The following is a 25,985-nucleotide window of genomic DNA, read 5'->3' on the forward strand; positions in this document are numbered from 1 at the left end:
GGCGACGAAGAATCCTCGCCTCTTGGTGGGCCGGCACGAATCCGGCCGCCCTCACTGTGGCGTACGGTCGCGGGTGACATCGACGACTCGGAGGGCCGGCAGGTTGATCGCGGTCAGGGAACTACAGAAGATCGCGGAGTTCGAGGAACTGTTCGCGCTGTTCGACGGCATCTGGCGGTTCGACCAAGGCGGGCAGCCGATCACGGTCGAGCTGATGCGGGCGCTGTCGCACGCGGGCGGCTACGTCGCGGGCGCCTTCGACGGCGACCGGCTGGCCGGCGGGTCCGTCGGGTTCCTGGCGGCGGGCAACGCGCTGCACTCCCACATCACCGGCGCGTCCGCCGGACGCGGGATCGGGTTCGAGCTCAAGCTGCACCAGCGCCGGTGGGCGCTGGAGCGCGGGCTGGACCGGGTCACCTGGACCTACGATCCGCTGGTGCGCCGCAACGCCCATTTCAACCTGGCCAAGCTGGGTGCCCGGCCGCACGAGTACCTGCCCGGCTTCTACGGCATCATGGGGGACGAGATCAACCAGGGCGACGAGTCCGACCGGATGCTGGCCATCTGGGAGCTGTCCGCGCCGCATGTCGAGGCGCTGGCCAGGCGGCAGCCGCAGCCCGTCCACGTGCCGCGGGACGCGGTGGTCGGCCTGGCCGACGACGGAGGCCGGCCCGTGCCGGGCCGTACGGACGCCGCGGTCGTGCTGGTGGCCGTGCCCGCGGACATCGAGGGGTTGCGCCGGGCCGACCCGGGAACGGCCAAGGCATGGCGTCATGCCGTACGGGACGTCCTGGGCGGTCTGATCGCCGAAGGCGGTGTCGTCACCGGGTTTCACCAGAAGTCCTCTTATGTAGTGGAGACAGCATGAAGATCACAGGAGTTGAGCTGCGGCGGATCGCGATGCCGCTGGTGGCGCCGTTCCGCACCTCGTTCGGCACCGAGACGGCCCGTGACGTGCTGCTGGTGCGGGTGGTGACGCCCGACGCCGAAGGCTGGGGTGAGTGCGTGGCCATGTCGGAGCCGCTCTACTCCAGCGAGTACGTCGACGGCGCGGCCGAGGTGATCCGGCGCTTCCTGCTGCCCGCCCTGCCCCGCACCCTCGACGCGAACGCCGTCGGCCGGGCCCTGGAGCCGATCAAGGGGCACCGGATGGCCAAGGCCGCCCTGGAGACTGCCGTGCTCGACGCCCAGCTCAGGGCGGCGGGCGAGTCGTTCGGCCGGTTCCTCGGCGCGGCCCGCGACCGGGTGCCGTGCGGCGTCTCCGTCGGCATCATGGACTCCATCCCGCAGCTGCTCGAGGCCGTCGAGGGCTACCTCGACGAGGGGTACGTGCGGATCAAGCTGAAGATCGAGCCCGGCTGGGACGTGGCGCCGGTCAGGGCGGTGCGCGAGCGGTTCGGCGACGACGTGCTGCTCCAGGTCGACGCGAACGCCGCCTACACGCTCGTGGACGCCCGCCAGCTGGCCAAGCTCGACGACTTCGGCCTGCTGCTCATCGAGCAGCCCCTGGCCAACGACGACTTCGTCCAGCACGCCAAGCTGGCCACCCAGCTCAAGACGCCGATCTGCCTGGACGAGTCGATCGAGTCGGCCGAGCACGCCGCGGCCGCGATCGCGCTGGGCTCGTGCTCGATCGTCAACATCAAGCCCGGCCGGATCGGCGGCTATCTGGAGGCCCGCCGCATCCACGACCTGTGCCGGGCGAACGGGATCGCGGTGTGGTGCGGCGGCATGCTGGAGACCGGGCTCGGCCGGGCCGCGAACGTGGCGCTGGCCGCGCTGCCCGGGTTCACGCTGCCGGGCGACACCTCGGGGTCGCGCCGCTACTTCGCGACCGACATCACCGAGCCGTTCGAGCTGAGCGACGGCCATCTGGCGGTGCCGACCGGGCCGGGCCTGGGCGTCGCGCCCATCCCGGCCGTGCTGGACGAGGTCACCACCGCCACCGAGTGGATCACCCTGTAAGCCGGGGTACCGCCTCCAGCAGGGCGCGCGTGTAGTCGTGCGCGGGCTCGCCGACGACCTGCTCGGTGGGTCCCGCCTCGACGACGCGGCCCTGGTGCATGACCGCGACGACGTCGGAGACGTACCGGACGACGGCCAGGTTGTGCGAGATGAACAGCATCGACAGGCCCAGCTCGTCGCGGAGTGAGCGCACCAGGTTGAGCACCGCGCCCTGGACGGACACGTCGAGCGCGCTGGTGATCTCGTCGGCGACGAGCAGATCGGGCGCCGCGCCGAGCGCCCTGGCGACGGCGACCCGCTGCCGCTGTCCGCCGGACAGCTCGCGCGGGTAGCGTCCGGCCAGCTCCGCGGGGAGCGAGACGAGCCCCAGCAGCCGCTCCACCTCGGCCCCCCGCCCCGCGCGGTCGCGCCTGCCCAGCCGTCCCGCGCGGTCGCGTCCGCCCGGCCATCCCACGCGGTCGCGCCTGCCCGACCACCCCGCGCGATCCGGCCGCACCCCCTCCGCCACCGAGTCGCCGACCGTCATGCGCGGGTCCAGCGAGGCGTACGGGTCCTGGAAGACCATCTGGACGTTCCGCGCCCCATCGATCCGGCCCGTGTACGGCACCAGGCCGCTCACCGCCCTGGCCAGGGACGACTTTCCCGACCCCGACTCGCCGACCAGCCCGACGATCCGGCCAGGGGGGATCTCCAGCGTGACCCGGTCGACCGCGGTGAAGGCGCCGAAGCGCACGGTCAGGTCTTCGATGATCACGTGACCTCCCAGCAGGCCACGCGGCCCGCCACGCCGTACGGGATGAGCGGGGGACGTTCGGCGGCGCAGCGGGCGCTCGCCAGGGCGCACCTGTCCGCGAAGGCGCAGCCGGGGCCCACGTCCGAGGGGGCGGGCTGGCGGCCGGGGATGCTCGCGAGGGGCCGGTCCCGGTCGGTGTCCATGTCGGGCAGGGAGGCGATGAGCGCCCGCGTGTACGGGTGCGCGGCCTCGGCGGCGAGCCGGGCGACGGGCAGTTCCTCCACGACCCGGCCCGCGTACATGACCATGACCCGGTCGCACAGCTCCCCCACCACGGCGATGTCGTGCGAGATGAACAGCGCGGCCGCGCCGGTCTCCTCGGTGACCTCGCGCAGCAGCCGCAGGATCTGCCGCTGTACGGTCACGTCGAGCGCGGTGGTCGGCTCGTCGGCGATGATCAGCCGCGGCGTGGCCATGAGGCCCATCGCGATCACCGCGCGCTGCCGCATGCCCCCGGACAGCTCGTGCGGATGCTGCCGGGCACGCGCGGCCGGGTCGGGCAGGTGGACATGGCCGAGCCGGTCCACGGCCCGCCGGTTCGCCTCGGCACGGCCGGCGCCCTGGTGCGCGATGGCCACCTCGGCGAGCTGCCCGCCCACCCGGAGCGCCGGGTTGAGCGAGGCCATGGGGTCCTGGAACACCATGGCCAGCGCAGTGCCGAGCTCCTTGCCCGACAGCGTGGCCATGTCCCGGCCGCCGAGCAGCAGCCGTCCGTAAGTGACCGTGCCCGGGTAGGGGACGAGCCCGCCGATGGCCGCGGCGGTCAGGCTCTTGCCGCTGCCCGACTCCCCCACCAGGCCGACGATCTCGCCGGGCGCGATGGTCAGCGACAGCTCGCGTACAGGTGTCGCGCCGCCGGGGAACGCGACGGTCAGTCCCTTGACCTCCAGCACCGCGCCGGGATCCGGCTCGCCGGGGTTGGGCGGCACCGCCACGGCCGGCTTCTTCCCGGCCGGGGCGGTCCGGGCGGCGGCCTTGGCCATGGCGTCGCCCAGCAGGTTGAACCCGATGCCCGCGAGCGCCACGGCCGCCGCCGGGCCGAGCGCGACCTCGGGTGTGACGTAGATGCGGGCGAACCCGTCGAACAGCAGCCGGCCCCAGTCGAAGGACGGCGGCTGCACGCCCAGGCCGAGGAACGACATCCCGGCCAGGCCGAGCAGCGCGCCGCCGAGCGCCTGGGTGAGCTGCAGGATGAGCGGCTCGGCGATGTTGGGCAGCACGTGCCCGGTCAGGACCCGGCGGCGGGACACGCCGAGCATGCGGGCGGCCGACACGTAGTCCGATCCGGCGACGGTGGCGGCCAGCGTCTGGGTGAGCCGGGCGAAGCCGGGCGCGATGGCGACCCCGATGCCCAGGACCGCGCCGCGGGCGCCCAGCCCGCTGACGACCGCGGTGAACATGGCCAGCAGCAGCCCGGGGAAGGCGACCAGGGCGTTGACCGCTCCGGTGATCAGCCGTGCTGCCCGGCCGGGCAGCACGGACGGCAGGGCGCCGAGCACGATCCCGGCCAGGCCGCCGATGAGCGTGGCGGCCAGCGCCAGCGCCAGGGAGAACCGCCCGGCCACCAGCACCCTGGCGAGCAGGTCGCGGCCCAGGCTGTCGGTGCCGAGCGGGTGGGCGGCGGACGTGCCCTGGAGGATGGCCGCCGCGTCGATGCGCTCGGCGGTGGCGCCCCAGAGGGGCGGCCCGACGACGGCCAGCACGACCATGGCCGCGACCAGCGCGGCTCCGGCGACCGCGGCGGGGGTGCGGGGCAGCAGGCGAGGCTTCACTTACGCCTCTCTGATCTTGGAGGTGGGGTCGAGCGCGGCCAGGGCCAGGTCGACGGCGAGGTTCACGACGAGCACGATCGCGCCGTAGACGAGGATGACGCCCTGGGCGACCGGATAGTCCTTCTGCGTGATCGACTCGACGATCTTCAGGCCGAGCCCCGGCCAGGCGAAGACGTACTCGACCAGCACGCTGCCCGCGATCAGCGCCGAGAGCAGCAGGCCGCCCAGCGTGAGGGTGGCGGTGAGCGTGTTGGGCAGCACGTGCCGGAGATAGAGGCGGGCGGCGGGCAGGCGTTTGGCGCGCGCCAGCCGTACGTAGTCGGAGCCCAGCTCGCGCAGCGTCTCCGCGCGGGAGATGCGGGCGATCATCGCGACCGGGCCGATCGCCAGGGCGAGGACGGGCAGCACGTACGAGGCGGCGCCCACCTTGCCCGCGGGCGGGAACGCGCCGAGACCGATGGCGAAGACGGTCACCAGCGCGATCGAGTACAGGAACTCGGGCACGGCGACGGCGGTGCCGGTCACGGTGCTGAAGGCGTACTCGGTGCCGCGGTTGCGGCCGTTCTCGGTGCGGACCGCCGCCCACATGCCGAGCGGCACCGCCAGCAGCAGCGCCACCGCGGTCGCCAGCAGGGCCAGGGCCAGCGTGTTGGGCAGCCGGCCGGCGACGATCTCGCCGACCGGCTCCCCTGACAGGAACGAGGTCCCGAAATTTCCGGACAGCACGTGGCCCGTGTAGGTGAGGAACTGCTCGGGGATCGACCGGTCGAGCCCCAGCGCCGCCGTACGAGCCTGGACGGCCTCGATCGGCGCGGCCGGCCCGAGCGAGGCCCGGACCGGATCGCCGGGAATGAGGTGGATCATCGCGAAGGACGCGACGAGCAACGCGGCGAGCGAGAGGGCGAACCGCACGGCCTGCCGCACCACCCAGCGCGGCCCCGACCTTCGGGCCCGTACCCTCTGGAGGTCGCGCACTCAGCCTCCCTGCGTGAGGCGGATCGAGGTCGGCACGACGTCCCCGGCCGTCACGGTGAACGTGGCGTTCTTGGCGGCGGCCAGGACGGTGTTCTCCACGACCGGCACCAGATCGCCGTTCTCGAACAGCGCCGACTCCGCCTCCAGCCAGAGCTCGCAGCCTTCGGCCGCGGGCAGTTTCGCGGCCCGTGCGATGAGCGACTCGTAGCGGGTGTTGGCCAGGTGGGCGAAGTTGGCGCCCTTGGGCGCGGCCGGTCCCGACAGGAAGCCGACGAGCTGGGTCGGCAGCGTGACGGCGATCGGCAGCCAGATGGCGTCCCAGTCCTGGGTGACGTTGAGCGACTCGGCCAGCTTGGCGTCGATGATGCCGTTCAGCTTCACCTCGACGCCGGCCTTCTTCCAGGCCGCGGCCAGGTACTCGGCCGCGGCCTGGACCCCGGATCCCCTGGTGGTGGGGTAGACGAAGCGCAGCGTCAGCCGCTTGCCGTCCTTGACCCGGACGCCGTCGGCGCCCGCTCGCCACCCCGCCGCGTCCAGCGCCGCGCCGGCCGCGGCCTGGTCGTAGGCCGGCAGGTGCCCGGCGACGGTGTCGCCCTGGCAGGGCCGGGGATCGAGGACGAGCCCGGTGACGGGCCGGCCGGTGCCGCTGGCCGCGATCCCGGCCAGTTCCTTGAGGTTGACGGCCTGGGTGAGCGCCTTGCGTACGGCCGGGTCGTGGGCGGGCCGGTCGTCGCCCTGATGGTAGAAGAACTGGCCGTTCCCGAAGGGCAGGACGTTCTTGACGACTCCCGGGGTGGCCGCCACGCGGGCGCGGTCGGGGCCGTAGAAGACGGCGCCGTTGAGCGTGCCGGAGACGAGCAGGTTGGCGGCGGTCTGCTCGTTGGGCACGACCTTCAGCGTGACCGTCTCGGGCAGGTCCTTGGCCGTGGTGCCGCCGGGACCCCAGACGTACTCCCTGCGGACCTTGAACGTGTAGTGGTCGCCCGAGACCGCCTCGGTGAGCCGGTAGGGGCCGGAGCCGGAGGTGCCGTGGGCGAGCACCGAGCGGTCCTTGACGCCCTTGCCGCACACGATGAACATCGTCTGGGTGCTCTGCAGGATGAAGCTGAAGGGCTCGGGCGTGGACAGGGTCACGGTGCCCGCCGCGTCGTCCGCCTTGGCCTTCATCCCGATGGGCACGACAACGCCGTAGATGGGCGACTTGGTGGCCGGGTCGGCGACATGGTTGACGGTGTCGGCCACGTCGGAGGGGGTCAGCTTGGCGCCGTCGGAGCAGGTGGCGTCGCCGCGCAGGGTGAAGGTCACCGAGTCGGGCTTGACCTGCCACTTCTCGGCGAGTCCCGGGACGATCCGGCCGTCGGCGCCGACGTCGACGAGCGTGTCGTAGGCGAATTTGAGCACCTGGTTGGTGACCGACAGCACGCCCATGGCGGGGTCGAGCGCCCCGGGATCGGCGCTGATGGCGAAGGTGAACGTGCCGCCGGTGACGGGCGTGCCCGTCTTCGTGCCCGCTGTGCCGCCGCAGGCCGCGGCCAGCAGGGCCAACGCGACGAGCACCGCTGGTGTTCTCATGGGGGGCGCTCCAGGGGGTGTGGTCCGAAGCACCACCCTCGCCGCTGGCCGTAGATCGTTCTTCGTGCCCGGCCACGAAAAGCGCGGCGGGCATGGTGCTAGCGCCCGAAGATGCGCATCTGGAGCATGACGGTGAGCCGGGCTTCGGCGTCGGACAGGTCCAGGCCGCTGATCTCGGTGAGCCGCTTGAGCCGGTACCTGAAGGTGTTGGCGTGCACGTGGACCCGCGCCGAGGCGGCGTTGACGTCGCCGAACGCGTCGAGGTAGGCCCGCAGCGTGGCGACCAGCTCGCTGCCGTGCTCGGCGTCGTGTTCGAGCAGCCGCTGGTAGGGGCCGGTCGGCGCCTGGTCCTCCGCGGCCGCCACGTCGGCGACCTGGAGCAGCAGCGACTCGAAGTGCACGGCCGTGTAGCCGGCGACCTGGCCCGCCGCGCCGCGGGCGAGCAGCACGCGGAGCGCCCGGTCGGCGTCCGCGCGGGATCTGGCGACCTGGGCGAGGCTGGCGGCCAGGCGGCCGACGCCGATGCTGGCGGAGTGCCGAGGCCCGACCCTGGCCAGGAAGCTCTCGGCGACGCGTACGGCCCGCGTCTCCTCCTCGCCGCCCGCCTGGAGCGGCAGCACGGCGTAGGCCACCGAGCCGACGAGCGCGGCGGCCGCCTTGGGGTGGATGGCGCCGACGTGCAGCGCGAGCGCGTCGGCGAAGCGCTGCCGGTCGCTCTCGCCGCGCGCCGGGTCGTCGTCGGCGCCGTGCGCGAGCTGGGCGGCGAGCACGCACAGCCGGGCGGTGGCGATGCCGAGCCGCGCGGCGGCCTCGGGCGCGTCGGCGCCGCCCGCGAGCACGGTGGACAGCAGGTCGGCACGGAGCCACCGCTGGGTGTCGGCCCCGGCCCGCTCACGCAGCAGCTGCAGGGCGACGATCTTGGCCGCGTCGGTGAGGGCGCGCTGCCGCTGGGCGGTGAGCGGCTCGCGGACCGCGACCCAGATGGAGCCGAGGATCTCGTCGCCCGTCCGCACGGCGATGGCCACCCGGTTGATGCTGCCGTCGTGGAGTTCGACGTAGACGGGCTCGCGGCTCTGGTAGAGCTGCTTGAAGAAGCCGAGCTCGTCGAGCATCCGCTGGTAGCGCTCGGGCACCTGGCGGCCGAGCACGGTCTCGATCCGGCCCGGGTCGGCCTCGTGCTGCCGTTCGGAGTAGGCCAGCACCCGCGAGGACCTGTCCTCGATCGTGACGGGCGCGTCGAGCAGCGCGCAGACGGCGTTGGCCAGCGAGAACAGATCGCCCTGCGGCCCCTCCCCCGGCCCGGCCAGGTCGCCCTCGGCCAGCAGGGAGCGCACCAGGGCGGCGACCTGGGCCCAGGAGGCCGCCCTGGTGAGGCCGAGCACGGCCACGCCGGTCTCCAGCACGGCCGCGCGTACCTGCTCGTCCACGTCCACGGGCAGTTTGACCACCACGCCGGCCGCTCCCGGAGTCCGCGTGAGCAGCTCGCGGATCTCCGCCGGGCCGTGCACGCCGACCGCCAGCAGGATGCCGCCCGGCGGGACGATCAGCTCGTCGAGCGGGTCGAAGATGTGCACCCCGGTCACCTCGACGTCGAGGTCGCCCGGCGAGGCGGCCACGTCGATCACGGTGCTGCCCAGGTCGTGCAGGATCCGTCCGAGGCTGGCGCGTGGGCGGTCGTTCATCCACTCACCGTAGTCGGGTCCCCGATCGGCGCGCGGGCGGCCGCTCGCCCGCATGATCAGCTGATCTTCGGGGTGGCGCGCGCTCCCACATGGATGTACGGCGAGCCGTCCGCGAGCCGGTAGAACACGGCGGACATCCACTCGGGGTCCCCGTCCTGGCGGCCGACGAAGGTCACCTCGTCCACGGGGATGAACTTCATCTCCATGGGCTCCTGGAGCGCGGCGAGAGCGCCGGTGGCCTCGCCGTACATCCACAGGTCACCGTCGCGGACGGTCAGCGTGGTGCGGAACCCGGCCCGCTCGTACACGCCCGCGTACCCGTCCACCTCGACCTGGACGGGCGTCGCGGGCGGGCCGAGCCTGGCCGGCACGGTCAGGCCGTCGAGCTCGGCGAACAGCTCGGTGGCGACGGCGCGCGTGAACGCGCCGCTGTGGCCGCCGTTGGCGGTGACGCACACGATCGTGCCGGTGTCCGGTACGGCCCAGAGCATGGCGTGCTGGCCGATGGTGTTGCCGCCGTGGGAGATGACCTGGTGACCGTCCCACTCGTCGAGGATCCAGCCGAGGCCCCACTGCTTGCCCAGCGCGTACGGGTTGGGGATGTCGATCTGCGGCTCCCACAGGGCGCGCGGGTCGTCCAGGAGGCCGCCTTCGAGGTGGGCTCGGGCGAAGGCGACCACGTCGGCGGGGCGCGCGCAGATGAGCCCGGCGGGCCCGGCCGAGCGCATGAGACCCCAGACGGGGGCGGTCCCGCCGTCCATGTGGCCCATGGCGGCGCGGAAGCGCAGCACGTCCTCCGGCAGGGTCCAGGTGTGGGTGAGGCCGAGCGGTTCGACGATCTGCTCGCGCAGCACGTCGTCCCAGCGCTTGCCCTCGAGCTTCTCCAGGATCCGGCCGGCGATGGTGAAGCCGGAGTTGCAGTAGGACTGGGTGGCGCCGAGCGGGTGGTTCTGGGCCAGGTCGGCGCAGGCCTCGACGTACTTCTCCACGCAGTCGTCGCCGCGGCCGGTGTCGAGGAACAGGTCGCCGTCGATGCCGCTGGTGTGGGAGAGCAGGTGCCTGACCGTGACGGCCTTGGTGACCTCCGGATCGGCCACCCTGAACTCGGGCAGCACCTCGGCCACCGGCGTGTCGAGCGTCAGCCGGCCGCGTTCGACCTGCCGCATGAGCAGGGTCGCGGTCCACACCTTGGTGACGGAGCCGATCTGGAACAGCGAGTCGGGAGTCGCCTCGACGCCGGTGTCCTTGTTGAGCGTCCCCGCGGCGAACTCGTGCACCTCGCCCCGGTGCAGGTAGGCCAGCGCGGCCCCCGGCACCTCGTGCTCGGCGATCAGCTCGGCGAGCCGGTGACCCATTGCTCCAGCCACGTGATGATCCTTTCGTTGAGGTCGTACCGGTGTGAGGGGCGTCCGTTGAGGAGGAACAGGTGTGAGGCGGCCGGATAACGCACGAGCCGCACGGGTACGCCCTGCTCGCGCAGCGCGGCGAACCACTGCTCGGCCTGGCCCACGGGGCAGCGGTCGTCGGCGTCGCCGTGCAGGAGGAGGGTGGGGGTCGTGACGCGGGCCACCTGGGTGATCGGCGACTGGGCCCGGAGGTCGCCCCGGCACTCGTACGCCTTGATCAGCGACCCGAGGTCGGACGTGCCGGCCATGCTGGCGAGGTCGCTCACGCAGCCGCCGGGGATCGCCGCCTTGAACCTGTCCGTCCTGGTCGACAGCCAGCACGCCATGTAGCCACCGTAGCTGTAACCGGCGACGGCCAGCCGATCAGGGTCGGCGACGCCGTCCGCCACCAGGTCGTCTACGGCCGCGAGGAAGTCCTGCTCGTCGGCCAGCCCCCACGCGCCGACCGTGGCGGTGAAGAAGTCCTCGCCGTAGCCGTCGCTGGCGCGCGGGTTGACCAGCAGGACGGTCCAGCCGTCGGCGGCGAGCCGCTGGTGGTAGAGGTGGGCGCCGTCGAAGGCGGGCGACCACGCGTTGTGCGGGCCGCCGTGCACGTCGAGCAGCAGCGGGCCGGGGCCGGTACGCCTCTCGTCGCGCAGCACGAAGCCCTCGATGGTGGTGCCGTCGGGGGCGGTGAAGGTGCGGGGGCGCGGGGTGAACAGGTCGACGTCCGGGAGGGCGTACTGGGTGAGGGGCTCGCCGTCGAGGTAGACATCGCCCGCGCCGGCCGGGGAGGAGGCGATCCAGGCGATGCGGCCCGCGGCCGCCGACATGCCGGACACCGTGAAGTCGCCGCCGACGATCTTCTCGGCGGGCTCGGCCGTCGGCCCGGCCGTCGGCTCGCCGGTGAGCCCGCCGGTGAGTCCGACCGTGGGCCGGCCGACCGGCAGGCGGTACAGGTGGGTGCGGCCTTGGTCGCGGGCGCAGAACAGCAGGTCGTCGCCCAGCATCGCGGGGACGGCGCCGGGGTAGCCGGGGGCGCCGATCATGACGTTGCGGTCGAGCCCGGTCACCACCTCGTCGAGCCCGCCGGGGTGCAGCGCGTACAGGCGGGTGTGACCGATGGCCTCGCGCAGTCCGGCCACCATCAGCCGGTCACGGCCACCGTCGCTCTCCCGGCCACTGCCGCTCTCCGGGCCGCCGTCGCGGTCGCCGTGCCACCACGCGCCGGCGCAGACGACGCCTGGATCGGTGAGCCGCTCCGGCTTGCCCGGTGCCGGGCCGGTGGCGTCGACCGCGTACACCGCGCTCTCCACCACCAGGTCCCGGTCGGGCGCCATGCTCGCCACGAACGCCAGCCGCCGCCCGTCCGGCGACCACGACGGCTCCCCGGCGTGGAACCCGCCCTCGGTCACCTGGACGGTTTCGCCCGTCGCCACGTCCGCCACGAAGAGGTGTGTGGTCAGGCCGCGCAACAGCCCGGTGCCGTCGGCCTTGTACACCAGGGTGTCGGCGACGACCGGCGCGTTCGGGTCGAGCTCGCCGTACGGGCCCGCGTACGCGATGCGGGTCCCGTCGGGCGACCACACGGGCGCACCGGCACCGAGCGGCGCCGAGTTGAGCAGGCGCGGCTCACCCCCCTCCATCGGCAGCAGATGGATCTGGGCACACCCATCGACAGGGCGCAGAAAGGCCAGCAGCCGGCCGTCGGGCGACCAGCGCGGCGCGCTGCCGGCGGCGAGGCGGCGCGGCTCGGCACCGGGGACGGCGAGCCAGATCTCGGCCCGGTTCTCGTCGGAGTCACGGTCGGCGGTGGTGAGCGTGTAGGCGACGGCGCCGCCATCGGGGCGCAGCCTCGGGTCGGATGGGACCGCGATGCGGTAGAGGTCGTCGAGGACGAGGCGTGGCATGACCGAACCGTAGGCCGGACCAGGCCACGGCATCTTCGGCACATCCGACGAACGCCACCCCTCCTGTTGTGCGGAAGACCAAAGCCCACGTCGTCCGCCCGCCTGGGCGTGAGGTAAGAATCGTTGACATCATGTCTGCTTTGTTTTACATTCCTCCGTGTCTGCTTTTCTTTACATCCGAGCCTTCGGGCGAAATCAGGGAGAAGTCATGCGCCCACCCCAGCGCCTCGCCAGGATCGCCGGGCTGTTCTATCTGATCGTCGCCATCTTCGGCGGCTTCGCTCACCTCTATGTGCGCGCCAAGGTCTACGTGCCCGGCGACGCCACCACCACCGCGCACAACACGGTGGCGAACGCCGGCCTGGTCCGCGTCGGCTTCGTGGCCGATCTCGTGCAGGCCCCGTTCTTCCTGTTCGTGGCCATGGCGCTGTACCTGCTCCTCAGGCACGTGAACAAGGACGTGGCCCGCACGATGGTGATCTTCGTGGCCGTCGCCGTGGCCATCACCTGCCTCAACATGGTTCATCAACTCGCGGCGCTGCTCGTCGCCACCGAGGCCCCGTACGCGAGCGCCCTCAGCCCTCAGGGGTCCGACGCGCTGGTGCTGCTCATGTTCGACCTCCATCACTACGGCTACCTCATCGCGCAGATCTTCTTCGGCCTGTGGCTGCTGCCGCTGGGCTATCTCGTCCACCGGTCACGCATGTTCCCGCGCACGCTGGGAGTCCTCCTCGTCGCCGGATGCGGCGGCTATCTCGTGGACGCGTTCGCGCTCTTCCTGGCACCGGATCTGGGAGCGGCTCTGAGCCCGTTCGTCGTCACGCCGGCCGGCGTCGCGGAGATCGTGATGCTTATCTGGCTACTGGTGAAGGGCGTGCGGACCCCGCGGCAGGATGGCCCGGTCCCTGCCGCGGCCTGACCCTCACCGCTCCCGATCGCGAACCTGTCGCTCATCGCTACGTGATCTAGATCGTTGCTGATCAAGGGTTCTACCTGGCTGGATGCTGGTGTCGTCGGCAGAGAGCGACAGGCGGAAGGAGGTGCCCGATGTACTCCGTCTACGACATCGGCTGGCCGTTCTGATCCTTCGATGAACTGGCAGCGGCCGGCCCGCGACTTCGGCGGGCCGGCCGCCTAAACGGCGAGTCGTGCCGCCGGGCTCACCCGCCCTTCACCACGACGTTCCTGAGGTCTACCGGGCGCGTGATCGCCTCGTAGGCGAGGGCCAGATCGGCGACCCGCTGGAGCTCTGTCAGGTCCAGCTTGGCGGGATAGGAGCCGAACGCAACGTCTGCCACCCTTGCTTTGGGGATCTTCGTGTAGCCCGGCAGAACATCGCGCACCTGCTGAGGGTCGCTCGCGATCAGGCGCTGCGCCTTGGCCAGCGCGCGCTGGAAGGCCGCCAGCGTGCGAGGGTGTCCGCGAATCCATTTGTCGGAGGTCATGATGCCCGCGGTGTACAGGTTCGCGAACTCGTGGGTCATCGCGTCCTCCACAATCCGCGTGAGCCCTTTCTCGCGGCCGAAAGTGAGGAACGGTTCGGCCATCAGGGCAGCGTCAACCTGCCCCTTGGCCACCGCGACGAGCATATTGGCAGAGGGCACCTCGGTCAGCGAGACGTCCCTCCAGCTGAGTCCGGCCCGCTTCAGTATGGCTGCCAACATCAACGACCCGAGCCCCTTGCGGTCCGAGACCGCGATCTTCTTGCGTTTGAGTTCGGCCGCCGTCCTGATCTTCGACCTCGAGTCCACGACGACCGCGAAGCTTCCCTGCGCGGCCTGGTACAGGCTAGAGACGATCTTGAACTCTTCCAGGCCCATCTCGTTCATGCTGAAGGCTGTGGCGTACTCGGTCTGCGCCAGATCCAGCCTCCCGCTTGCGATCTGGGTCGCCGCGGCCGCCGGGCCGGTGATGATCCTCGGCTGCACCGTCAGCCCTTCCTCCTTGAAATAGCCCTTGCTCACTGCCACGAACACGGGCGCCGACTCCACGGTCGGCAGCACGCCGACCACGATGTCGGACTGCTCGGGCGGGCTGGACGGGCGGGCGGCGGCGCGCGGCTCCGCGGGCAGTGCCCGTACCCCGATGGTGGCGGCGAGCACGGTGATCACGACCACCACGGCTGCGGTGAGCGCCATGAGGTTGCGCCGCCTGCGCTGATGGGTCTCGATCGCCCTGGCGGCCAGGTCGCGCTCCGGCATGTCGTCCGCGATGCGGCCGAGTTGCTCTCCGAGCCAGGTCATCGGCGTGCCTCCTCACTATGGGCGTCCAGAACGGGCAGTTTCGGCGCCAGTTCTGGCGCCAGTGCACGCAGGCGGGCCAGGGCGTGGTGCGCCTGGCTCTTCACGGTGCCGACGGAGCAGCCCATCAGGTCGGCGACGTCACGTTCGGTCCGATCCTCGTAGAAGCGCAGGACGACTACCGCGCGCTGCTTGGGCGTCAGCCGCATGAGCGCCTGACGCAGGACGATCCGCAGGACGGCGGAGTCCTCGGACGAGTAGGCGCGATCGGGCGGCTCGGCGCTCGGCACCTCGCTGGAACCACGGCGCCGCCGCCACGAGATGTACTGGTTCACCATGGTCTTGCGCGCGTACGCATCGAGGTTGTCTACGTGGCCTAATTTCGCCCAGCGCCCGATCATGCGGACCAGCACACTCTGTACGAGGTCCTCTGCGAGGTGGACCTCTCCGGTGAGTAGGTAGGCCAGGCGCATCAACGGGCGTTGGTGAGCATCCACGAACGCCTGGAAACTGGCATCGCGATCCAACGTCTCTCCTCATGTCGATACCCCCCAGACGCTGTGGGCGCGGCGAAAGGTTGGCACTCCTGAGGTCGGCTCAGGGGTATGCGCGTTGTCCAACGATTTCGCGGACGTGGCGCAGGTCACATCCCCGCGCTGTCACAAGGCGCGGGTCGTCGGCATCTTCATGGTCGTCGGAACGCCGCGCGAACGATCCGCGGCATACAGCTCCACGAGTGAGGACGAAGTCATGGAACCTCGGATGAACCTGAACGCCAGCGAGCTCGGTGCCAAGATCGGCAAGCGGTTCTACAACGTCAGCCTGGCGATCGAGCAGTCGACGCTGCCCAAAGCCACCCAGGACCTGGTGATGCTGCGGGTCAGCCAGATCAACGGCTGCGGCTTCTGCGTCGACTACCACTCCAAGGACGCCGCGGCCGCCGGGGAGACCGCGGTCCGGCTCAACCTGGTCGCCGCCTGGCGCGAGTCCACCGTGTTCACCGAGGCCGAGCGGGCCGCGCTGGCGCTCGGCGAGGAGGGCACCCGGCTCGCCGACGCCTACCTCGGCGTGTCCGACGAGACCTGGGCCCAGGTGCGCAAGCACTACGACGAGGACCAGATCGCCGCGCTGGTCTACCTGGTCGCCATGATCAACGCGGCCAACCGGCTCGGCGTGATCGTGCGCACCCAGGGCGGCTCCTACGAGCCGGGCATGTTCAGCTGATCGGCGGCTACTGGGGAAGCCCGGGGGTGCGATCCCCCGGGCGACCCGGCCTAGTGTGAGCAGTGCCTATTGCCCTACCCGGCCATCGATGCATTCGCGCAGCAGATCCGCGTGCCCGCAGTGGCGGGCGTACTCCTCGATCATGTGAACCCACAGCTCCCGGACGGCGATGTCGTCTTTACCCACCCGTGCGCCCATATCCGGATAGTCGGCCAGCACCGCGTCGAATGCCGCCTGTTCGCGAGCGAGATCGGCGAATGCGCCGTCGACCACCGCCTGCTCCGCGACGGCTCCGTCGAAGTCACCGCCCGGTCCGTACAGCTTCGGTGCCGGGTCCCCTGGGGCAACCCAGTTGCGCCAGTCTCGCTCCACCTCGGCAAGATGGCGGACCAGACCCAGCAAGGACATGGTCGACGGTGGCACCGACCGCCGCGCCAGCTCCTCCGGATTCAACCCCTGGCATTTCAGCCGCAGGGTCAGCCGATAGTTCCGCAGGTAGTCCTGCAGCGTCGCCAGCTCACCGTCCGGGCTGACTCCGTCGAGGTTGCGGGGATCCTCGTCGGGATCCGCCCACATGTCGGGGTAGACACTGGCCTTGCTCCACCGCTCGGGCATGTCGCTCATCGTGATCACTATGCTGAGCGGTGGCCCGCCGTGCAAGCGAGTTTTCAGGCGCTGTCAGAGAGCGAGCGCGCGGACCACCTTCTCGTCCACGCCGATCCCCAGGCCGGGGCCGGTGGGCACGTGGGCGACGCCGTCGGTAATGGTGATGACCGGGTCAGTGGCGTACGGGCTCGTGATGAACTGCCGGCCGTTGAGGTCCACGGGCGTGTCCACGCCGAACGCGGCGAACAGGTGGAGCGAGGCGGCCAGCCCGATGTCGGACTCGGTGAGGCCGGAGCCCATGATCGCCAGGCCGCTGTCCTCGGCGAGCTGGCACTGGCGCAGCGCCAGGGTCAGCCCGCCGCAGCGCTGCACCTTGGCGACGGCGACGTCGATGGCGTCGAGCCGGACGAACGTCGCCAGATCGCTCGGATGGCGCAGGCTCTCGTCCACGGCCACCGTGATGGGGCTGTCGGCACGCAGGCGGCGCAGGCCGGCGATGTCGTTGGACGGCACCGGCTGCTCGAAGACGGCGACGTTCAGGCCGGCCAGGCGCCTGGCCACCCGGAGCGCGGCGGCGGCCGTGTAGCCCTGGTTGGCGTCCACCCAGAGCACGGCGTCGGGGGCGGCGGCGCGCACGGCCTCCACGATGGCGACGTCCTCGTCCTCGGTGTGCAGGCCGAGCTTGACCTTGACGTGGCGGTAGCCGTGCGCACGGCCCTCGGCCACCGAGTCCGCGGCCTCGGATGCCGACGCACCCGCCACGATCCAGGCCAGCTCGATGGTGTCGCGCCTGCGCCGGCCCCACAACTCGCCGAGGGACACGCCCAGGCTGCGGGCGAAGGCGTCGTGGCAGGCCACGTCGACCGCCGCGCGCGCCAGCGGCATGCCGATCGAGAAGCCCTTGCTGATGGTGCGGTCGAAGGTGCGGCAGAGCCCGTCCAGGTCCCACAGCGGCCGGCCGACCGCCGCCGGGGTCAGGTAGCCCTCGATGGTGGAGACGATGGACTCGGTGGTCTCGTACGTCCAGGAAGGGATCGGGGTGGCCTCACCCCACCCGAAGGCGCCGTCCTCGGCCGTGACCTTCACCAGGACCCTGACGGCCGGGCGGCCGCCCTGGACGACGGACCCGCCCGCGACGGCGAAGTCACGCAGCGAGGGCAGGCCCACGGTGAAGGTCTCGACCTGTGCTATCCGGTTCACGTGACACGAACCCCTTCAGTACCATTCGGACTTGTCAACCAGATTGATCAGTTCTCGCCCGCTCACGAAGCGCCGGGCGTTCTCCAGCAGGACGGCGAAGCGTCGCTCGTCCGCGTGCGGCCCCACGCCGCCCACGTGCGGGGTGATGAGCACGTTGGGACGTGCCCAGAGCGGGTGGTCGGCGGGAAGCGGTTCGGTCTCGGCGACGTCCAGGGCCGCGCCGGCCAGGTGCCCCGTGGACAGGGCGGCGTCGAGGTCGTCGAGCCGGACGGTGGGCCCGCGGCCGATGTTGACGAAGTAGGCCCCGGGCTTGATGAGCGCCAGCCTCCGCGCGTCCAGCATGCCCTCGGTGGCGGGGGTGTGCGGCACCGTCAGGATGACCAGGTCCGCCCTGGGAAGCAGCCGGTCGAGGGCGTCGGCCGGCAGCACCTCGGCGTAGCCCGGCACGGGGCCGCCGCGCCGGGCGTCCACGCCCACCACCCTGGTGCCGAACGCCGCCAGCAGCCTGCCGACCTCGGCCCCGATCGCGCCCACCCCCACGACCAGGGCGGTCGCCTCGCCCAGGGCGAGCACCGAGCGGGGATCCCAGTCGGGTGCCCAGTGCGCGCGGGCCTGTTCGCGGGCGTACCTGGGCAGGCCCCTGGCCAGCGCGAGCACCAGCGCCATGGTGTGCGCGGCCACGTGGTCGGTGTAGGTGTCCCGCATGTTGGTGACCTGCACGGGGTGCGCGATCAGGGCCGAATGGTAGAACCCCGGAGGCGGCCCGGCCTGCGGGGCCTGCAGCCAGCGCAGCCGCCCGGCGTGCGCGAGCAGGTCCGCGGGCAGGGTGCCGTAGGCGGCGTCGGCCTCCGCCAGCGCGTGCGCCGCCTCCTCGCGGGTCCGCGGCTGGAGCACGACGAGCTCCGGCACCGCCTCCTCCAGCCGATTCGGCCACTCCTCGGTGGCCGGATCGTGCGGCGGGAGCAGCACCAGGGTGGTGCTCACGCCCTTCTCGCCAGGCCGGACTCGGTGATCTCGTACAGCAGCGGCTCCTCCGCGACGTAGCGGGCGAGCTCGTCGGCCATGGTCTCCCCGTGGCGGCGCCGCTCGTGACCCAGGCTGCCCGCCACGTGCGGGGTGACGACGATGTTGGGCATCGTGAACAGCGGCGACCCGTCGACGGGCGGTTCCGGGTCGGTGACGTCGAGGACGGCGAACAGGTCGGTCCGCCGGCTCAGCACGTCCACGAGCGCGGCCTCGTCGACGAGGCCGCCACGCGCCGAGTTGATCAGTGTGGCGTCGTGCTTCATCGACTCCAGCAGTTCGGTGCCGACCAGGCGCTCGGTCTCCGGGGTGAGCGGCGAGTGCAGGCTGACCACGTCGGACGTGGCGAACAGCTCCTCGAGGCCGACGAGGCGCACCCCGAGTCGCTCGGCCTGCGCCGGGTCGGCGTACGGGTCGTAGGCCTGCACGTCGAGCTTGTGGTGGGAGAGCAGCCGCGCCGTGGCCCGGCCCGTGGCGCCGAGCGAGACCAGGCCGACCGTCGCGCCATAGGCTCCGAGCTCGGGTCCGCGCGGGGCGGACGCGGCGGCGGCGCGCGCGGCCAGCACGTAGCGCCAGCCATGCTTGAGCGCGTACAGGATCTGCGAGAGCGCGAACTCGGCGACCGGCTCGGCGTTGGCGGTGGCCGCCGAGGTGACGCGCACTCCCCTGGCCCACATCTCCGGGGTGACCATCGGCTTGATGGAGCCCGCCCCGTACAGCACCAAGGACAGTTTGGGCGCGGCGGCGAGGAACTCGGCGTCCAGCTTGGGCGCCCCCCACCCGGTCACCAGCACGTCCAGGCCGGCCAGCACATCTGGGGTGATCTGGTCGCGGGTGAGGAGGGGCGAGTCGATGACCAAATGCCGCTCGATCGCGGCCCGGGCCTCCGGGCCGTAGACGTCGTCAAAACGGTTCGGGTCCATCACGTACAGGCCGTTCAGCATTGTTTCTCCTTCAAGCGAGCCGCCGCTCGCACACTGGCCAGGCGGGCTGGCGAGCCGAGCCCGGCGTGGTAGTAACGTAGCTGCCGCGCGCCCGCGGCGATGAGGTCGGCGGCCAGGACCGGGGTCCGGGCGTGGCCGTCTTCCAGCACGGTGAGGTTGGCGACGAGGGGGGTCGCGGTGCGGCTCGCCGCGGCCTTCATCTGGGACAGGGCCGCCTCCTCCTGGCCCCAGCACTTGAGCACGTAGGCGTCGACCGGCGCGTCGAAGCCGGCCAGGTCGACGCCCACGTCGGGGCCGGTGACCTGCGGGTCGTCGGTGGCCATGAGCAGCAGCTCACGGCCGCCGGCCAGCGCCGCCACGGCGCGGACCAGGTCGGCGATGACCTGGCCGCGGTGCGCGTACAGGGCCTGGGCGCGCTCGCGGCCGAGTGCTTCGTCCAGACTCGTCCCGGCCCGGACGTCCCGCTGAAGCTCTCCGTCCACGGCGGTGCGCACGTCGCGCGCCAGCTCCTCGACGTCCAGGCCACGCCCGGTCAGCCCGGCCCGGCAGGCCGGGCAGAGGCAGAGGGACAGCAGCGCCCTGCCGCAGGCGGACAGGGAGGCGCCGGAGGTCTTCTCGTGGTTGCCGGCGTGCTCCATGCCCAGCCAGCCGCACGCCTCCAGCATCAGGGCGGGCACGTCGTACTGCTCACAGACCTCGCGCACGAGGGTGAGCGCGTAGTCGTGCACGGCGGGCTGGGCGGGGCAGAGCGCGTGGGGGAAGCTCTCGCCGTAGGCGTTCGTGACGGTCAGGTCGGGCGCTTCGCGGCCCAGCACCGAGGAGTGCGTGAGCACCATCCAGGCCTCGGTCCGCAGCCCGGCCCCGGCCAGCGCGGCCAGCGCCGTGCCGAACCTGTCCTCGTCGGGCACCCCCCAGCTCGGCGGGTACGGCCGGAGCCGCCCGCTCCAGCGCTCGGGGCGCAGCCGGAAGTAGGCAGCCGCGTGGTCGGCCCGCACGATGCGGTGGCGCGGATGCCACGGGGTGGTGGCCCGGACCGAGTGGTAGGCGGCCTGCAGGGTCACCGTGCTCACGCCGAGGTCGGCGATGCGCTCGGCCCCCGCGGGGTCGCCGACGATGTCCCAGGTGTAGGCGAACGCGCCGTGCCTCAAAGGGGACGTCATCCTTTCGTGGCGCCGGCCAGGCCGCGCGTGAAGTAGTTCTGGAAGAACAGGAAGATCATCAGCATCGGCAGGAACGAGATCGTCATCCCGGCGGCGAATCCGGTCCAGTCGGTGGCGTGCTCGCCCTGGAAGGACAGCATCCCGACGGCGAGGTTCTGCAGGTCGGGCTGGCCGAGGGTGAACACCAGCGGGATGTTGAACTCGTTCCAGCTACTGATGAACTGGAAGATGACCACCACCGCGATGACCGGTTTGGCCAGCGGGATGATGAGCCGGAACGTCTTGAGGAAGCCGGCCCCGTCGAGCTTGGCCGCCTCGAACAGATCGGTCGGGACACTGGAGAAGAACCCGACGAACAGCAGCACGTAGAGGGCGCCGGCGCCGCCGGACATGGCCAGGATGACCCCGGCCCGGGTGTTCAGCAGGCCGAGCTGCTCGATCAGCACGAACTGCGGCACGATGATCGAGGCGACCGGGATGAACAGCGTCCCCACGATCATCCGGTAGAGCAGGGTGCGGCCGGGGAACTCGTACCTGGCCAGTACGTAGCCGCACAGGGCGGCCTTGACCAGCTCGACGAGGGTCGAGGCGGCCGAGTAGAGCACCGTGTTGAAGAAGTATCCGGAGAACCCGGCGTTGACCCAGGCCCGGACGAAGTTGTCGAAGTTCAGCTGGTCGGGCACGAGGCTCGCGCCGCTGGTGAACATCCCGGCCTGGGTCTTGAACGCGGCCGAGATCGTCCACAGGAAGGGATAGATCCACACGAGCCCGACGACCAGCAGGATCGGCAGGGCGATGAGGTTGGCCCGCACGGCATGGCTACGCCTGGGGGGTTTGGTGATCGTCTCCATCAGACGCCGTACTCCTTCCTGAGCCGCTGGGCCCGGCGGACCGCGACACCCTGGGCGGAGACCAGGACGAAGGCGATGACGGAGAACAGCAGCGCCGCGGCCGAGGCGTAACCGTAGGCGAACGGCACCGCGCCGAAGGCGTTCTGGTAGATGAAGTAGGACACCATGTAGGTGCTGGTGCCGGGCCCGCCCGCGGTGAGCGTGACGACCAGGCCGAAGACATGCATGGCGTTCACGAGGCCGAGCAGGGTGATGATCACGGCGACCGGCCTGATCATCGGCAGGGTGATGCGGGTGAGCTTCTTCCACTCGCTCGCGCCGTCGATGGCGGCCGCCTCGTAGACCTCCTCGGGCACGTTCTGCAGCGCCGCGATCCAGTAGATCATGTACTGGCCGAAGATCTGCCAGACGGAGACGAGCACCAGCACGAGCAGCGCGCTCCACCGGTTGGCGAACACGTCGAACCCCTCGTCGACCAGACCGAGGTCGCGCAGGATCGCGTTCAGCGCGCCGTTGGACGGGTTGAGCAGGTACGTGAAGACCAGGCCCGCCATGGCCACGGGGATGATGAGCGGCGCGAAGAACATGGTCCGGAAGAACCGCTTGCCACGCAGCCACTTGCGGGTGAGCAGGATCGCCGCCAGCAGCGAGATCGGCAGCTTGATGGCGGTCGTCAGCAGGGCGAAGATCAGGGTGTTGACCACCGAGAGCCAGAACAGCGGATCGACCAGGATCGAGCCGTAGTTGCCGGCCCCGACGAACTGGTCGATCGGGCCGATGCCCGACCAGTCGAAGAAGGAGTAATAGATGGTCGCGACCAGCGGCCAGATGGTGAAGCCGAGGTAGAGCAGGAGGAAGGGGGCCAGGAAGACGAGCAGCCAGACCCTGTCGAGGCCGCGGACGCGCTCGCGGGAGTGATCGGCGCGTTCGGGCTCGCGTTTGGCGGGCGACCGGTCCCTGTCCGTCACCCTCTCCCTGCCGGGGGCGGGAGCGGTGGTTGTCATGGATGTCCTCACGAGGGAGCTTCACGAAAAGGAGAAGAGGGCGCCGCCGGCGCGCGTGGCCGGCGGCGCCGTCCGGTCAGTTGGGGTACTTGTCCGAGGTGTAGTCCTTGGTGTAGTCCCAGTCGGAGAAGGTGTAGCAGTCCATCGACACCTTCAGGCCGCTGGCCGCCTCCTGTTTGAGCCCTTCCTCCAGGGCGGCCTGCCGCTGCTGGACGATGGCGGCGCCCGTGGTCGCCAGCGACTGGCCGCTGGTCAGCGCCTCACCCATGGCCGCCCACTCCCCGTCGGGGTTCTTGGCCAGCGCGTTGACGTACGCCTTGGACTTGGCGATGTCGGGGCACTTGAGCAGCGGCACGGGAAGCTGGACGCGGTAGCCCGGCTGCGCGGCGATCTGCATGATCTGCTTGAGCGCCGGGTCGGTGACCATCTTCTGGTTGTCGACGTAGGCCAGCGTGCCGAAGGCGCTCTTGTAGTACTGCTTGACGAAGTAGCCGTTGGGGTCGGTCATCCACTGGATGAACGTCCACATTTCATTGGGATGCTTGGTCTGCGAGCTGACCCAGTACTTGTTGCCGTCGTACTTGCGGCCGGCCGCGCCGGTCCGCCCCTCGTCGGGGTCGACCCGCGGCGCCACCACGTACTTGTCGCTGCTGAAGCCCTGGCTGGCCCACACGCTCGGCACCCAGGTGCCGTCGAAGAAGATGCCGGACTGCCCGGCGGCGAACTGCTGGCGGGAGAAGTTCTTGTCGTTGGTGCCCGGCGCCAGGTACCCGAGCTTCTTGAGCTCCTGGAGGAAGGCGAAGGTCTTGACCTGCGGGGCCTCGGTCAGGTCGAACTTGCCCGTCTTGTAGTCGAAGAACTCGTCCGTCGAGACGCTGCCCATCAGCCCGAACCAGGGCCGCTGCATGTCCACGCCCTTGGTGGGGGCGCCGATGCACTGCGCCTTGGTCTTGGCCTTGATCTGCGCGCAGGTGTTCTTGAGGTCGGTCCAGGTCTTGGGCGGATTGTTGACGTCCAGCCCGGCCTCCTGGAAGACCTGCTTGTTGAGGAACATGTAGCCGGGGCCCCAGTACAGGTTCTCCGAGAACGGGAAGCCGTACGTCTTCCCGTCCTGCACGTTGATGCCTTCCAGGAAGGACCCGTCCGGCCAGCGCTTGGTGAAGTCGGCGGCAACGGTCCCGCTCGGGTTGAGCGGGCGGATCCACTTCTGGTCCAGCAACTGCGACAGCCCGGTCGCGTTCCAGTAGAACATGTCCGGCGCCTGGTTGCTCTGGAAGGCCAGCGGCAGGGTCTGCATGTAGTCGTTCTGGGTGATCGAGCGCCACTCGATCGTGATGTTGGGATGTTCCTTGGTGAACTGCTTGGCGATGTCCTTGTGGAAGTTCACCTGTTCGGCGGAGAAGTCCCAGATCTGCAGCTTGGTCTGCGAGCCACCTCCGCTCCCGTTGCTTGAGGTGCCGCATGCCGTCACGAGCAGTGACGCCATGGATACGGCGATCATCGCGGCGGTCCAACGCCGATGAGAATTCATGGACCCTCCAAAGGAGGCGGAGGTCAGGGGGGTTCAGGCGGCGGGTAAGCGCTTACCCGAGGGTGGGTCCGAGGGTAACCCGCCTCATAACCTGATACAAGGCTTGTGAGAAAGCGATTTCAGGTCGATGCTCACTTGTGAAGGTCTGCCGATCGACGACTTCCATGGCCCCCCAATGCCCGTTATCCAGGGATAATCCCACCAGGGAGGCCGCAGAAGGTTGCCGCGATCGGCGCCTTGGAAGAAGTTCAACAAGCGCTTTCTCACTTCAGGAGTACGTGTGCGTCTGCTCGCCTTCACCAAGCCCTTCGGCCCCATCGACGCGGCCCCGCTGGCCGAGGCCGTGGCCTCGGTCGGCGCCGAGGGGGCGGACCTCCTCGTACGCGAGGGGCAGACGGTCAGCCCCGCCGACCCCGGCGGCATCGCGGTCGTCGCCAAGGAGCTCGAGCGCCGCGGGCTCACCCTCGACATCGTCACCACCGACCTGCTCGACGCCGGCCCCGACGCCGAACGGATCATCGCGGCCTGCGGCGAGAGCGGTGTCCCCCTCATGCGGACGGGTTTCTACCGCTACGACCCCGCCGTCGGGTATGGCCGCGGGCTGGAGGAGTCCAAGGCCGCGCTGGCCCGCCTGGCCGACCTCGCCGCCCGGCACGGCGTGCGGCTGGCGCTCCAGTTGCATCAGGGTACGATCCACCCATCCGCCGCGCTCGCCCTCGCACTCGCGGGCGACCTCACCGACGTGCGCGTCTACGCCGACCCCGGCAACCAGGTCAAGGAGGGCAGCGAGGCATGGGCGCTCAACTTCGATCTGCTGGGCGATCGGATGGTCTGCATGGGAGTGAAGAACGCCGTCTGGCGGTCCACCGCGGACGGCTGGGTGTGCGAGTGGCAACCGTTCGCGGACGGGGGCGTGGTCCGCTGGCCGGAGATCATCTCCGGGTTGCGCGCACGCGACTACACCGGGCTGCTGTCGCTGCACGTCCACTACCCGGCGGCCGACCCGGTGGCGGCCGTACGGAGAGATCTGGATCATCTGCGCGAGCTGCTCGGCTGACGGGCGCTGCACGGGGGTAGGAGGAGCAGGTGCGCAATCCGCGGCAAAGCCGCCCGACCCGGGTGACGATCAGCGACGTCGGGGCGGCGGCGGGGGTGTCGGCCTCGACGGTCTCCCGCGTGCTCAACGGCACGACCAAGGTCGACCCCTCACTGGCGGAGCGCGTCCACGACGCGGTCAGGCAGCTGGGCTACCGGCCCAACGCCGCGGCGCAGGGGCTGGCCCGCGGGGAGTGGGGCACCATCGGCGTGCTGGTCCCCGACCTGGCCAACCCCTACTTTCCCGAGGTGCTCAAGGCCGTCTCGGCCGTCGCCCGCGCCCACGGGCGCCGCGTCATGGTCATGGAGTCGGACGAGGACCCCTCGATCGAGCACGACCTGGTCGAGGATCTGATGCGTAGTTGCGACGGGGTGCTGCTCTGCTCCCCCCGCATGGATCGCGCCGACCTGGTCGTCCTGACCGCCCGGGACCATCCGCTCGTCCTGCTCGACCGGATCGTCCCCGGCCTCGCCGCGCCCGCGGTCTCCGCCGACTTCTTCGGCGGGATGATGCTGATCTGCGGCCACCTGGCGCAACTGGGCCACCGGCAGGTCGCCTACCTGAGCGGGCCCGAGGTGTCCTGGGCCAACTCCGAGCGGATCAGGGCGCTGGAGGCGGCCAAGGCGTTCGGCCTGTCCGTCACGATCCTGCCGTGCGGGTCCACCAGCCGCTGCGGGTACGCCGCCGCCGCCGAGGTGCCCGCCACCGGCGCCACCGCGCTCACCACGTACAACGACCTGGTGGCCCTGGGGGCGGTGACCCGGATGCGCGAGCTCGGGGTGCGGGTTCCCGAGGAGCTGTCGGTGGTCGGGTTCGACGACATCGCGCTCGACCATGTGGCGCACACGGGCCTGACCACGGTGTCGGCGCCGCGGGGACGGCTCGGCAGGCAGGCGGCCGAGATGCTGGAGACCCTCATGACCGAGGGGCACGACGGGGAGCCGGTGTACCTGCCGATGGAGCTGCACGTCCGCGACAGCACCGCACCGCCCCGCGTGACGCAGGAACTGGCCGGCTGACCGTACTGTCGCACCTTCCGCGGACCCATGGCC

General features: G+C 71.0%; 23 protein-coding genes. 6 read left to right on the forward strand and 17 right to left on the reverse strand.

Annotated elements, in window-relative coordinates:
• Positions 1-73 precede the first annotated feature (73 nt).
• Both KME78_RS46830 and menC read left to right on the forward strand, forming a co-directional pair.
• A complete protein-coding gene (locus KME78_RS46830) occupies positions 74-868 on the forward strand; it encodes a GNAT family N-acetyltransferase (RefSeq protein WP_308127399.1) in 795 nt (264 codons plus the stop codon).
• Positions 865-1,965, forward strand: coding sequence for an o-succinylbenzoate synthase (gene menC, locus KME78_RS46835; protein WP_219536436.1), 1,101 nt, complete (start codon positions 865-867; stop codon positions 1,963-1,965). Before KME78_RS46830 ends, menC begins: the two co-directional genes overlap by 4 nt.
• Here menC and KME78_RS46840 read toward each other — a convergent pair.
• The 7 genes from KME78_RS46840 to KME78_RS46870 form a co-directional block, all read right to left on the reverse strand.
• Positions 1,955-2,719: an ABC transporter ATP-binding protein gene (locus tag KME78_RS46840; RefSeq protein ID WP_219536437.1), complete on the reverse strand. Its 765-nt coding sequence runs from the start codon at positions 2,717-2,719 to the stop codon at positions 1,955-1,957. The two genes, menC and KME78_RS46840, sit on opposite strands and share 11 nt — an antisense overlap.
• Entirely contained in the window at positions 2,716-4,530 is a 1,815-nt protein-coding gene (locus tag KME78_RS46845; protein WP_308127400.1) for a dipeptide/oligopeptide/nickel ABC transporter permease/ATP-binding protein, read from the reverse strand. Before KME78_RS46845 ends, KME78_RS46840 begins: the two co-directional genes overlap by 4 nt.
• Positions 4,531-5,505, reverse strand: coding sequence for an ABC transporter permease (locus KME78_RS46850; RefSeq protein ID WP_308127401.1), 975 nt, complete (start codon positions 5,503-5,505; stop codon positions 4,531-4,533).
• Entirely contained in the window at positions 5,506-7,077 is a 1,572-nt protein-coding gene (locus KME78_RS46855; protein WP_219536438.1) for an ABC transporter substrate-binding protein, read from the reverse strand.
• A 98-nt stretch (positions 7,078-7,175) separates the two neighbouring features.
• Positions 7,176-8,759 carry a PucR family transcriptional regulator gene (locus KME78_RS46860; protein ID WP_219536439.1) on the reverse strand — a complete coding sequence of 528 codons (1,584 nt, stop codon included), beginning with the start codon at positions 8,757-8,759 and terminating at the stop codon, positions 7,176-7,178.
• Between the two features lie 56 nt (positions 8,760-8,815).
• Entirely contained in the window at positions 8,816-10,126 is a 1,311-nt protein-coding gene (locus KME78_RS46865) for a serine hydrolase domain-containing protein (protein WP_308127402.1), read from the reverse strand.
• Positions 10,090-12,054: a S9 family peptidase gene (locus tag KME78_RS46870; protein ID WP_219536440.1), complete on the reverse strand. Its 1,965-nt coding sequence runs from the start codon at positions 12,052-12,054 to the stop codon at positions 10,090-10,092. The genes KME78_RS46865 and KME78_RS46870 overlap by 37 nt, the downstream gene beginning before the upstream one ends.
• Before the next feature lie 208 nt (positions 12,055-12,262).
• On the opposite strand from KME78_RS46870, the gene KME78_RS46875 reads away from it, so the two are divergent.
• Positions 12,263-12,973, forward strand: a complete 711-nt coding sequence (locus KME78_RS46875; RefSeq protein ID WP_219536441.1) for a DUF4386 domain-containing protein — start codon at positions 12,263-12,265, stop codon at positions 12,971-12,973.
• Between the two features lie 241 nt (positions 12,974-13,214).
• Here the strand turns inward: KME78_RS46875 and KME78_RS46880 are convergent, their stop codons facing one another.
• Together KME78_RS46880 and KME78_RS46885 are read right to left on the reverse strand one after the other, a co-directional pair.
• Positions 13,215-14,297: an ABC transporter substrate-binding protein gene (locus tag KME78_RS46880; RefSeq protein WP_219536442.1), complete on the reverse strand. Its 1,083-nt coding sequence runs from the start codon at positions 14,295-14,297 to the stop codon at positions 13,215-13,217.
• The gene (locus KME78_RS46885; RefSeq protein WP_219536443.1) at positions 14,294-14,821 is read right to left on the reverse strand and encodes a SigE family RNA polymerase sigma factor; all 528 of its coding nucleotides are present in this window, start codon (positions 14,819-14,821) and stop codon (positions 14,294-14,296) included. The genes KME78_RS46880 and KME78_RS46885 overlap by 4 nt, the downstream gene beginning before the upstream one ends.
• Before the next feature lie 223 nt (positions 14,822-15,044).
• On the opposite strand from KME78_RS46885, the gene KME78_RS46890 reads away from it, so the two are divergent.
• The gene (locus KME78_RS46890; RefSeq protein WP_219536444.1) at positions 15,045-15,518 is read left to right on the forward strand and encodes a carboxymuconolactone decarboxylase family protein; all 474 of its coding nucleotides are present in this window, start codon (positions 15,045-15,047) and stop codon (positions 15,516-15,518) included.
• Positions 15,519-15,584: 66 nt separating this feature from the next.
• Here KME78_RS46890 and KME78_RS46895 read toward each other — a convergent pair whose 3' ends face one another.
• From KME78_RS46895 to KME78_RS46930, 8 genes are all read right to left on the reverse strand, one after another.
• Entirely contained in the window at positions 15,585-16,142 is a 558-nt protein-coding gene (locus KME78_RS46895) for a DinB family protein (RefSeq protein ID WP_246653435.1), read from the reverse strand.
• Positions 16,143-16,196: 54 nt separating this feature from the next.
• Positions 16,197-17,324 (reverse strand): mandelate racemase/muconate lactonizing enzyme family protein, encoded by a 1,128-nt coding sequence (locus KME78_RS46900; protein WP_219536445.1) that lies wholly within the window; start codon positions 17,322-17,324, stop codon positions 16,197-16,199.
• Positions 17,325-17,339: 15 nt separating this feature from the next.
• Positions 17,340-18,308, reverse strand: coding sequence for a D-2-hydroxyacid dehydrogenase (locus KME78_RS46905; protein ID WP_219536446.1), 969 nt, complete (start codon positions 18,306-18,308; stop codon positions 17,340-17,342).
• Positions 18,305-19,291: a hydroxyacid dehydrogenase gene (locus KME78_RS46910; RefSeq protein WP_219536447.1), complete on the reverse strand. Its 987-nt coding sequence runs from the start codon at positions 19,289-19,291 to the stop codon at positions 18,305-18,307. The genes KME78_RS46905 and KME78_RS46910 overlap by 4 nt, the downstream gene beginning before the upstream one ends.
• Positions 19,285-20,439 (reverse strand): hypothetical protein, encoded by a 1,155-nt coding sequence (locus KME78_RS46915; RefSeq protein ID WP_219536448.1) that lies wholly within the window; start codon positions 20,437-20,439, stop codon positions 19,285-19,287. Before KME78_RS46915 ends, KME78_RS46910 begins: the two co-directional genes overlap by 7 nt.
• Before the next feature lie 8 nt (positions 20,440-20,447).
• Positions 20,448-21,302 (reverse strand): carbohydrate ABC transporter permease, encoded by an 855-nt coding sequence (locus tag KME78_RS46920; protein WP_219536449.1) that lies wholly within the window; start codon positions 21,300-21,302, stop codon positions 20,448-20,450.
• The gene (locus tag KME78_RS46925; RefSeq protein WP_219536450.1) at positions 21,302-22,306 is read right to left on the reverse strand and encodes a carbohydrate ABC transporter permease; all 1,005 of its coding nucleotides are present in this window, start codon (positions 22,304-22,306) and stop codon (positions 21,302-21,304) included. The genes KME78_RS46920 and KME78_RS46925 overlap by 1 nt, the downstream gene beginning before the upstream one ends.
• Positions 22,307-22,382: 76 nt before the next feature.
• A complete protein-coding gene (locus tag KME78_RS46930) occupies positions 22,383-23,837 on the reverse strand; it encodes an ABC transporter substrate-binding protein (protein WP_219536451.1) in 1,455 nt (484 codons plus the stop codon).
• Positions 23,838-24,117: 280 nt separating this feature from the next.
• Here KME78_RS46930 and KME78_RS46935 point away from each other — a divergent pair, with 280 nt between their 5' ends.
• Both KME78_RS46935 and KME78_RS46940 read left to right on the forward strand, forming a co-directional pair.
• Positions 24,118-24,894, forward strand: a complete 777-nt coding sequence (locus tag KME78_RS46935) for a sugar phosphate isomerase/epimerase family protein (protein ID WP_219536452.1) — start codon at positions 24,118-24,120, stop codon at positions 24,892-24,894.
• A 29-nt stretch (positions 24,895-24,923) separates the two neighbouring features.
• Positions 24,924-25,952 carry a LacI family DNA-binding transcriptional regulator gene (locus KME78_RS46940; protein WP_219536453.1) on the forward strand — a complete coding sequence of 343 codons (1,029 nt, stop codon included), beginning with the start codon at positions 24,924-24,926 and terminating at the stop codon, positions 25,950-25,952.
• Positions 25,953-25,985: the final 33 nt, after the last annotated feature.

Origin of the sequence: Nonomuraea guangzhouensis (assembly GCF_019396345.1) — a bacterium.
In the GTDB taxonomy this organism is placed as follows: Bacteria; Actinomycetota; Actinomycetes; order Streptosporangiales; family Streptosporangiaceae; genus Nonomuraea; species Nonomuraea guangzhouensis.

Coding starts and splice junctions, on each gene's coding strand:
- KME78_RS46855 (WP_219536438.1), bottom strand. CDS start 7,077: ATGAGAACACCAGCGGTGCTCGTCGCGTTGGCCCTGCTGGCCGCGGCC.
- KME78_RS46880 (WP_219536442.1), bottom strand. CDS start 14,297: ATGACCTGGCTCGGAGAGCAACTCGGCCGCATCGCGGACGACATGCCG.
- KME78_RS46910 (WP_219536447.1), bottom strand. CDS start 19,291: ATGCTGAACGGCCTGTACGTGATGGACCCGAACCGTTTTGACGACGTC.
- KME78_RS46875 (WP_219536441.1), top strand. CDS start 12,263: ATGCGCCCACCCCAGCGCCTCGCCAGGATCGCCGGGCTGTTCTATCTG.
- KME78_RS46890 (WP_219536444.1), top strand. CDS start 15,045: ATGGAACCTCGGATGAACCTGAACGCCAGCGAGCTCGGTGCCAAGATC.
- KME78_RS46870 (WP_219536440.1), bottom strand. CDS start 12,054: ATGCCACGCCTCGTCCTCGACGACCTCTACCGCATCGCGGTCCCATCC.
- KME78_RS46895 (WP_246653435.1), bottom strand. CDS start 16,142: ATGAGCGACATGCCCGAGCGGTGGAGCAAGGCCAGTGTCTACCCCGAC.
- KME78_RS46920 (WP_219536449.1), bottom strand. CDS start 21,302: ATGGAGACGATCACCAAACCCCCCAGGCGTAGCCATGCCGTGCGGGCC.
- menC (WP_219536436.1), top strand. CDS start 865: ATGAAGATCACAGGAGTTGAGCTGCGGCGGATCGCGATGCCGCTGGTG.
- KME78_RS46930 (WP_219536451.1), bottom strand. CDS start 23,837: ATGAATTCTCATCGGCGTTGGACCGCCGCGATGATCGCCGTATCCATG.
- KME78_RS46925 (WP_219536450.1), bottom strand. CDS start 22,306: ATGACAACCACCGCTCCCGCCCCCGGCAGGGAGAGGGTGACGGACAGG.
- KME78_RS46860 (WP_219536439.1), bottom strand. CDS start 8,759: ATGAACGACCGCCCACGCGCCAGCCTCGGACGGATCCTGCACGACCTG.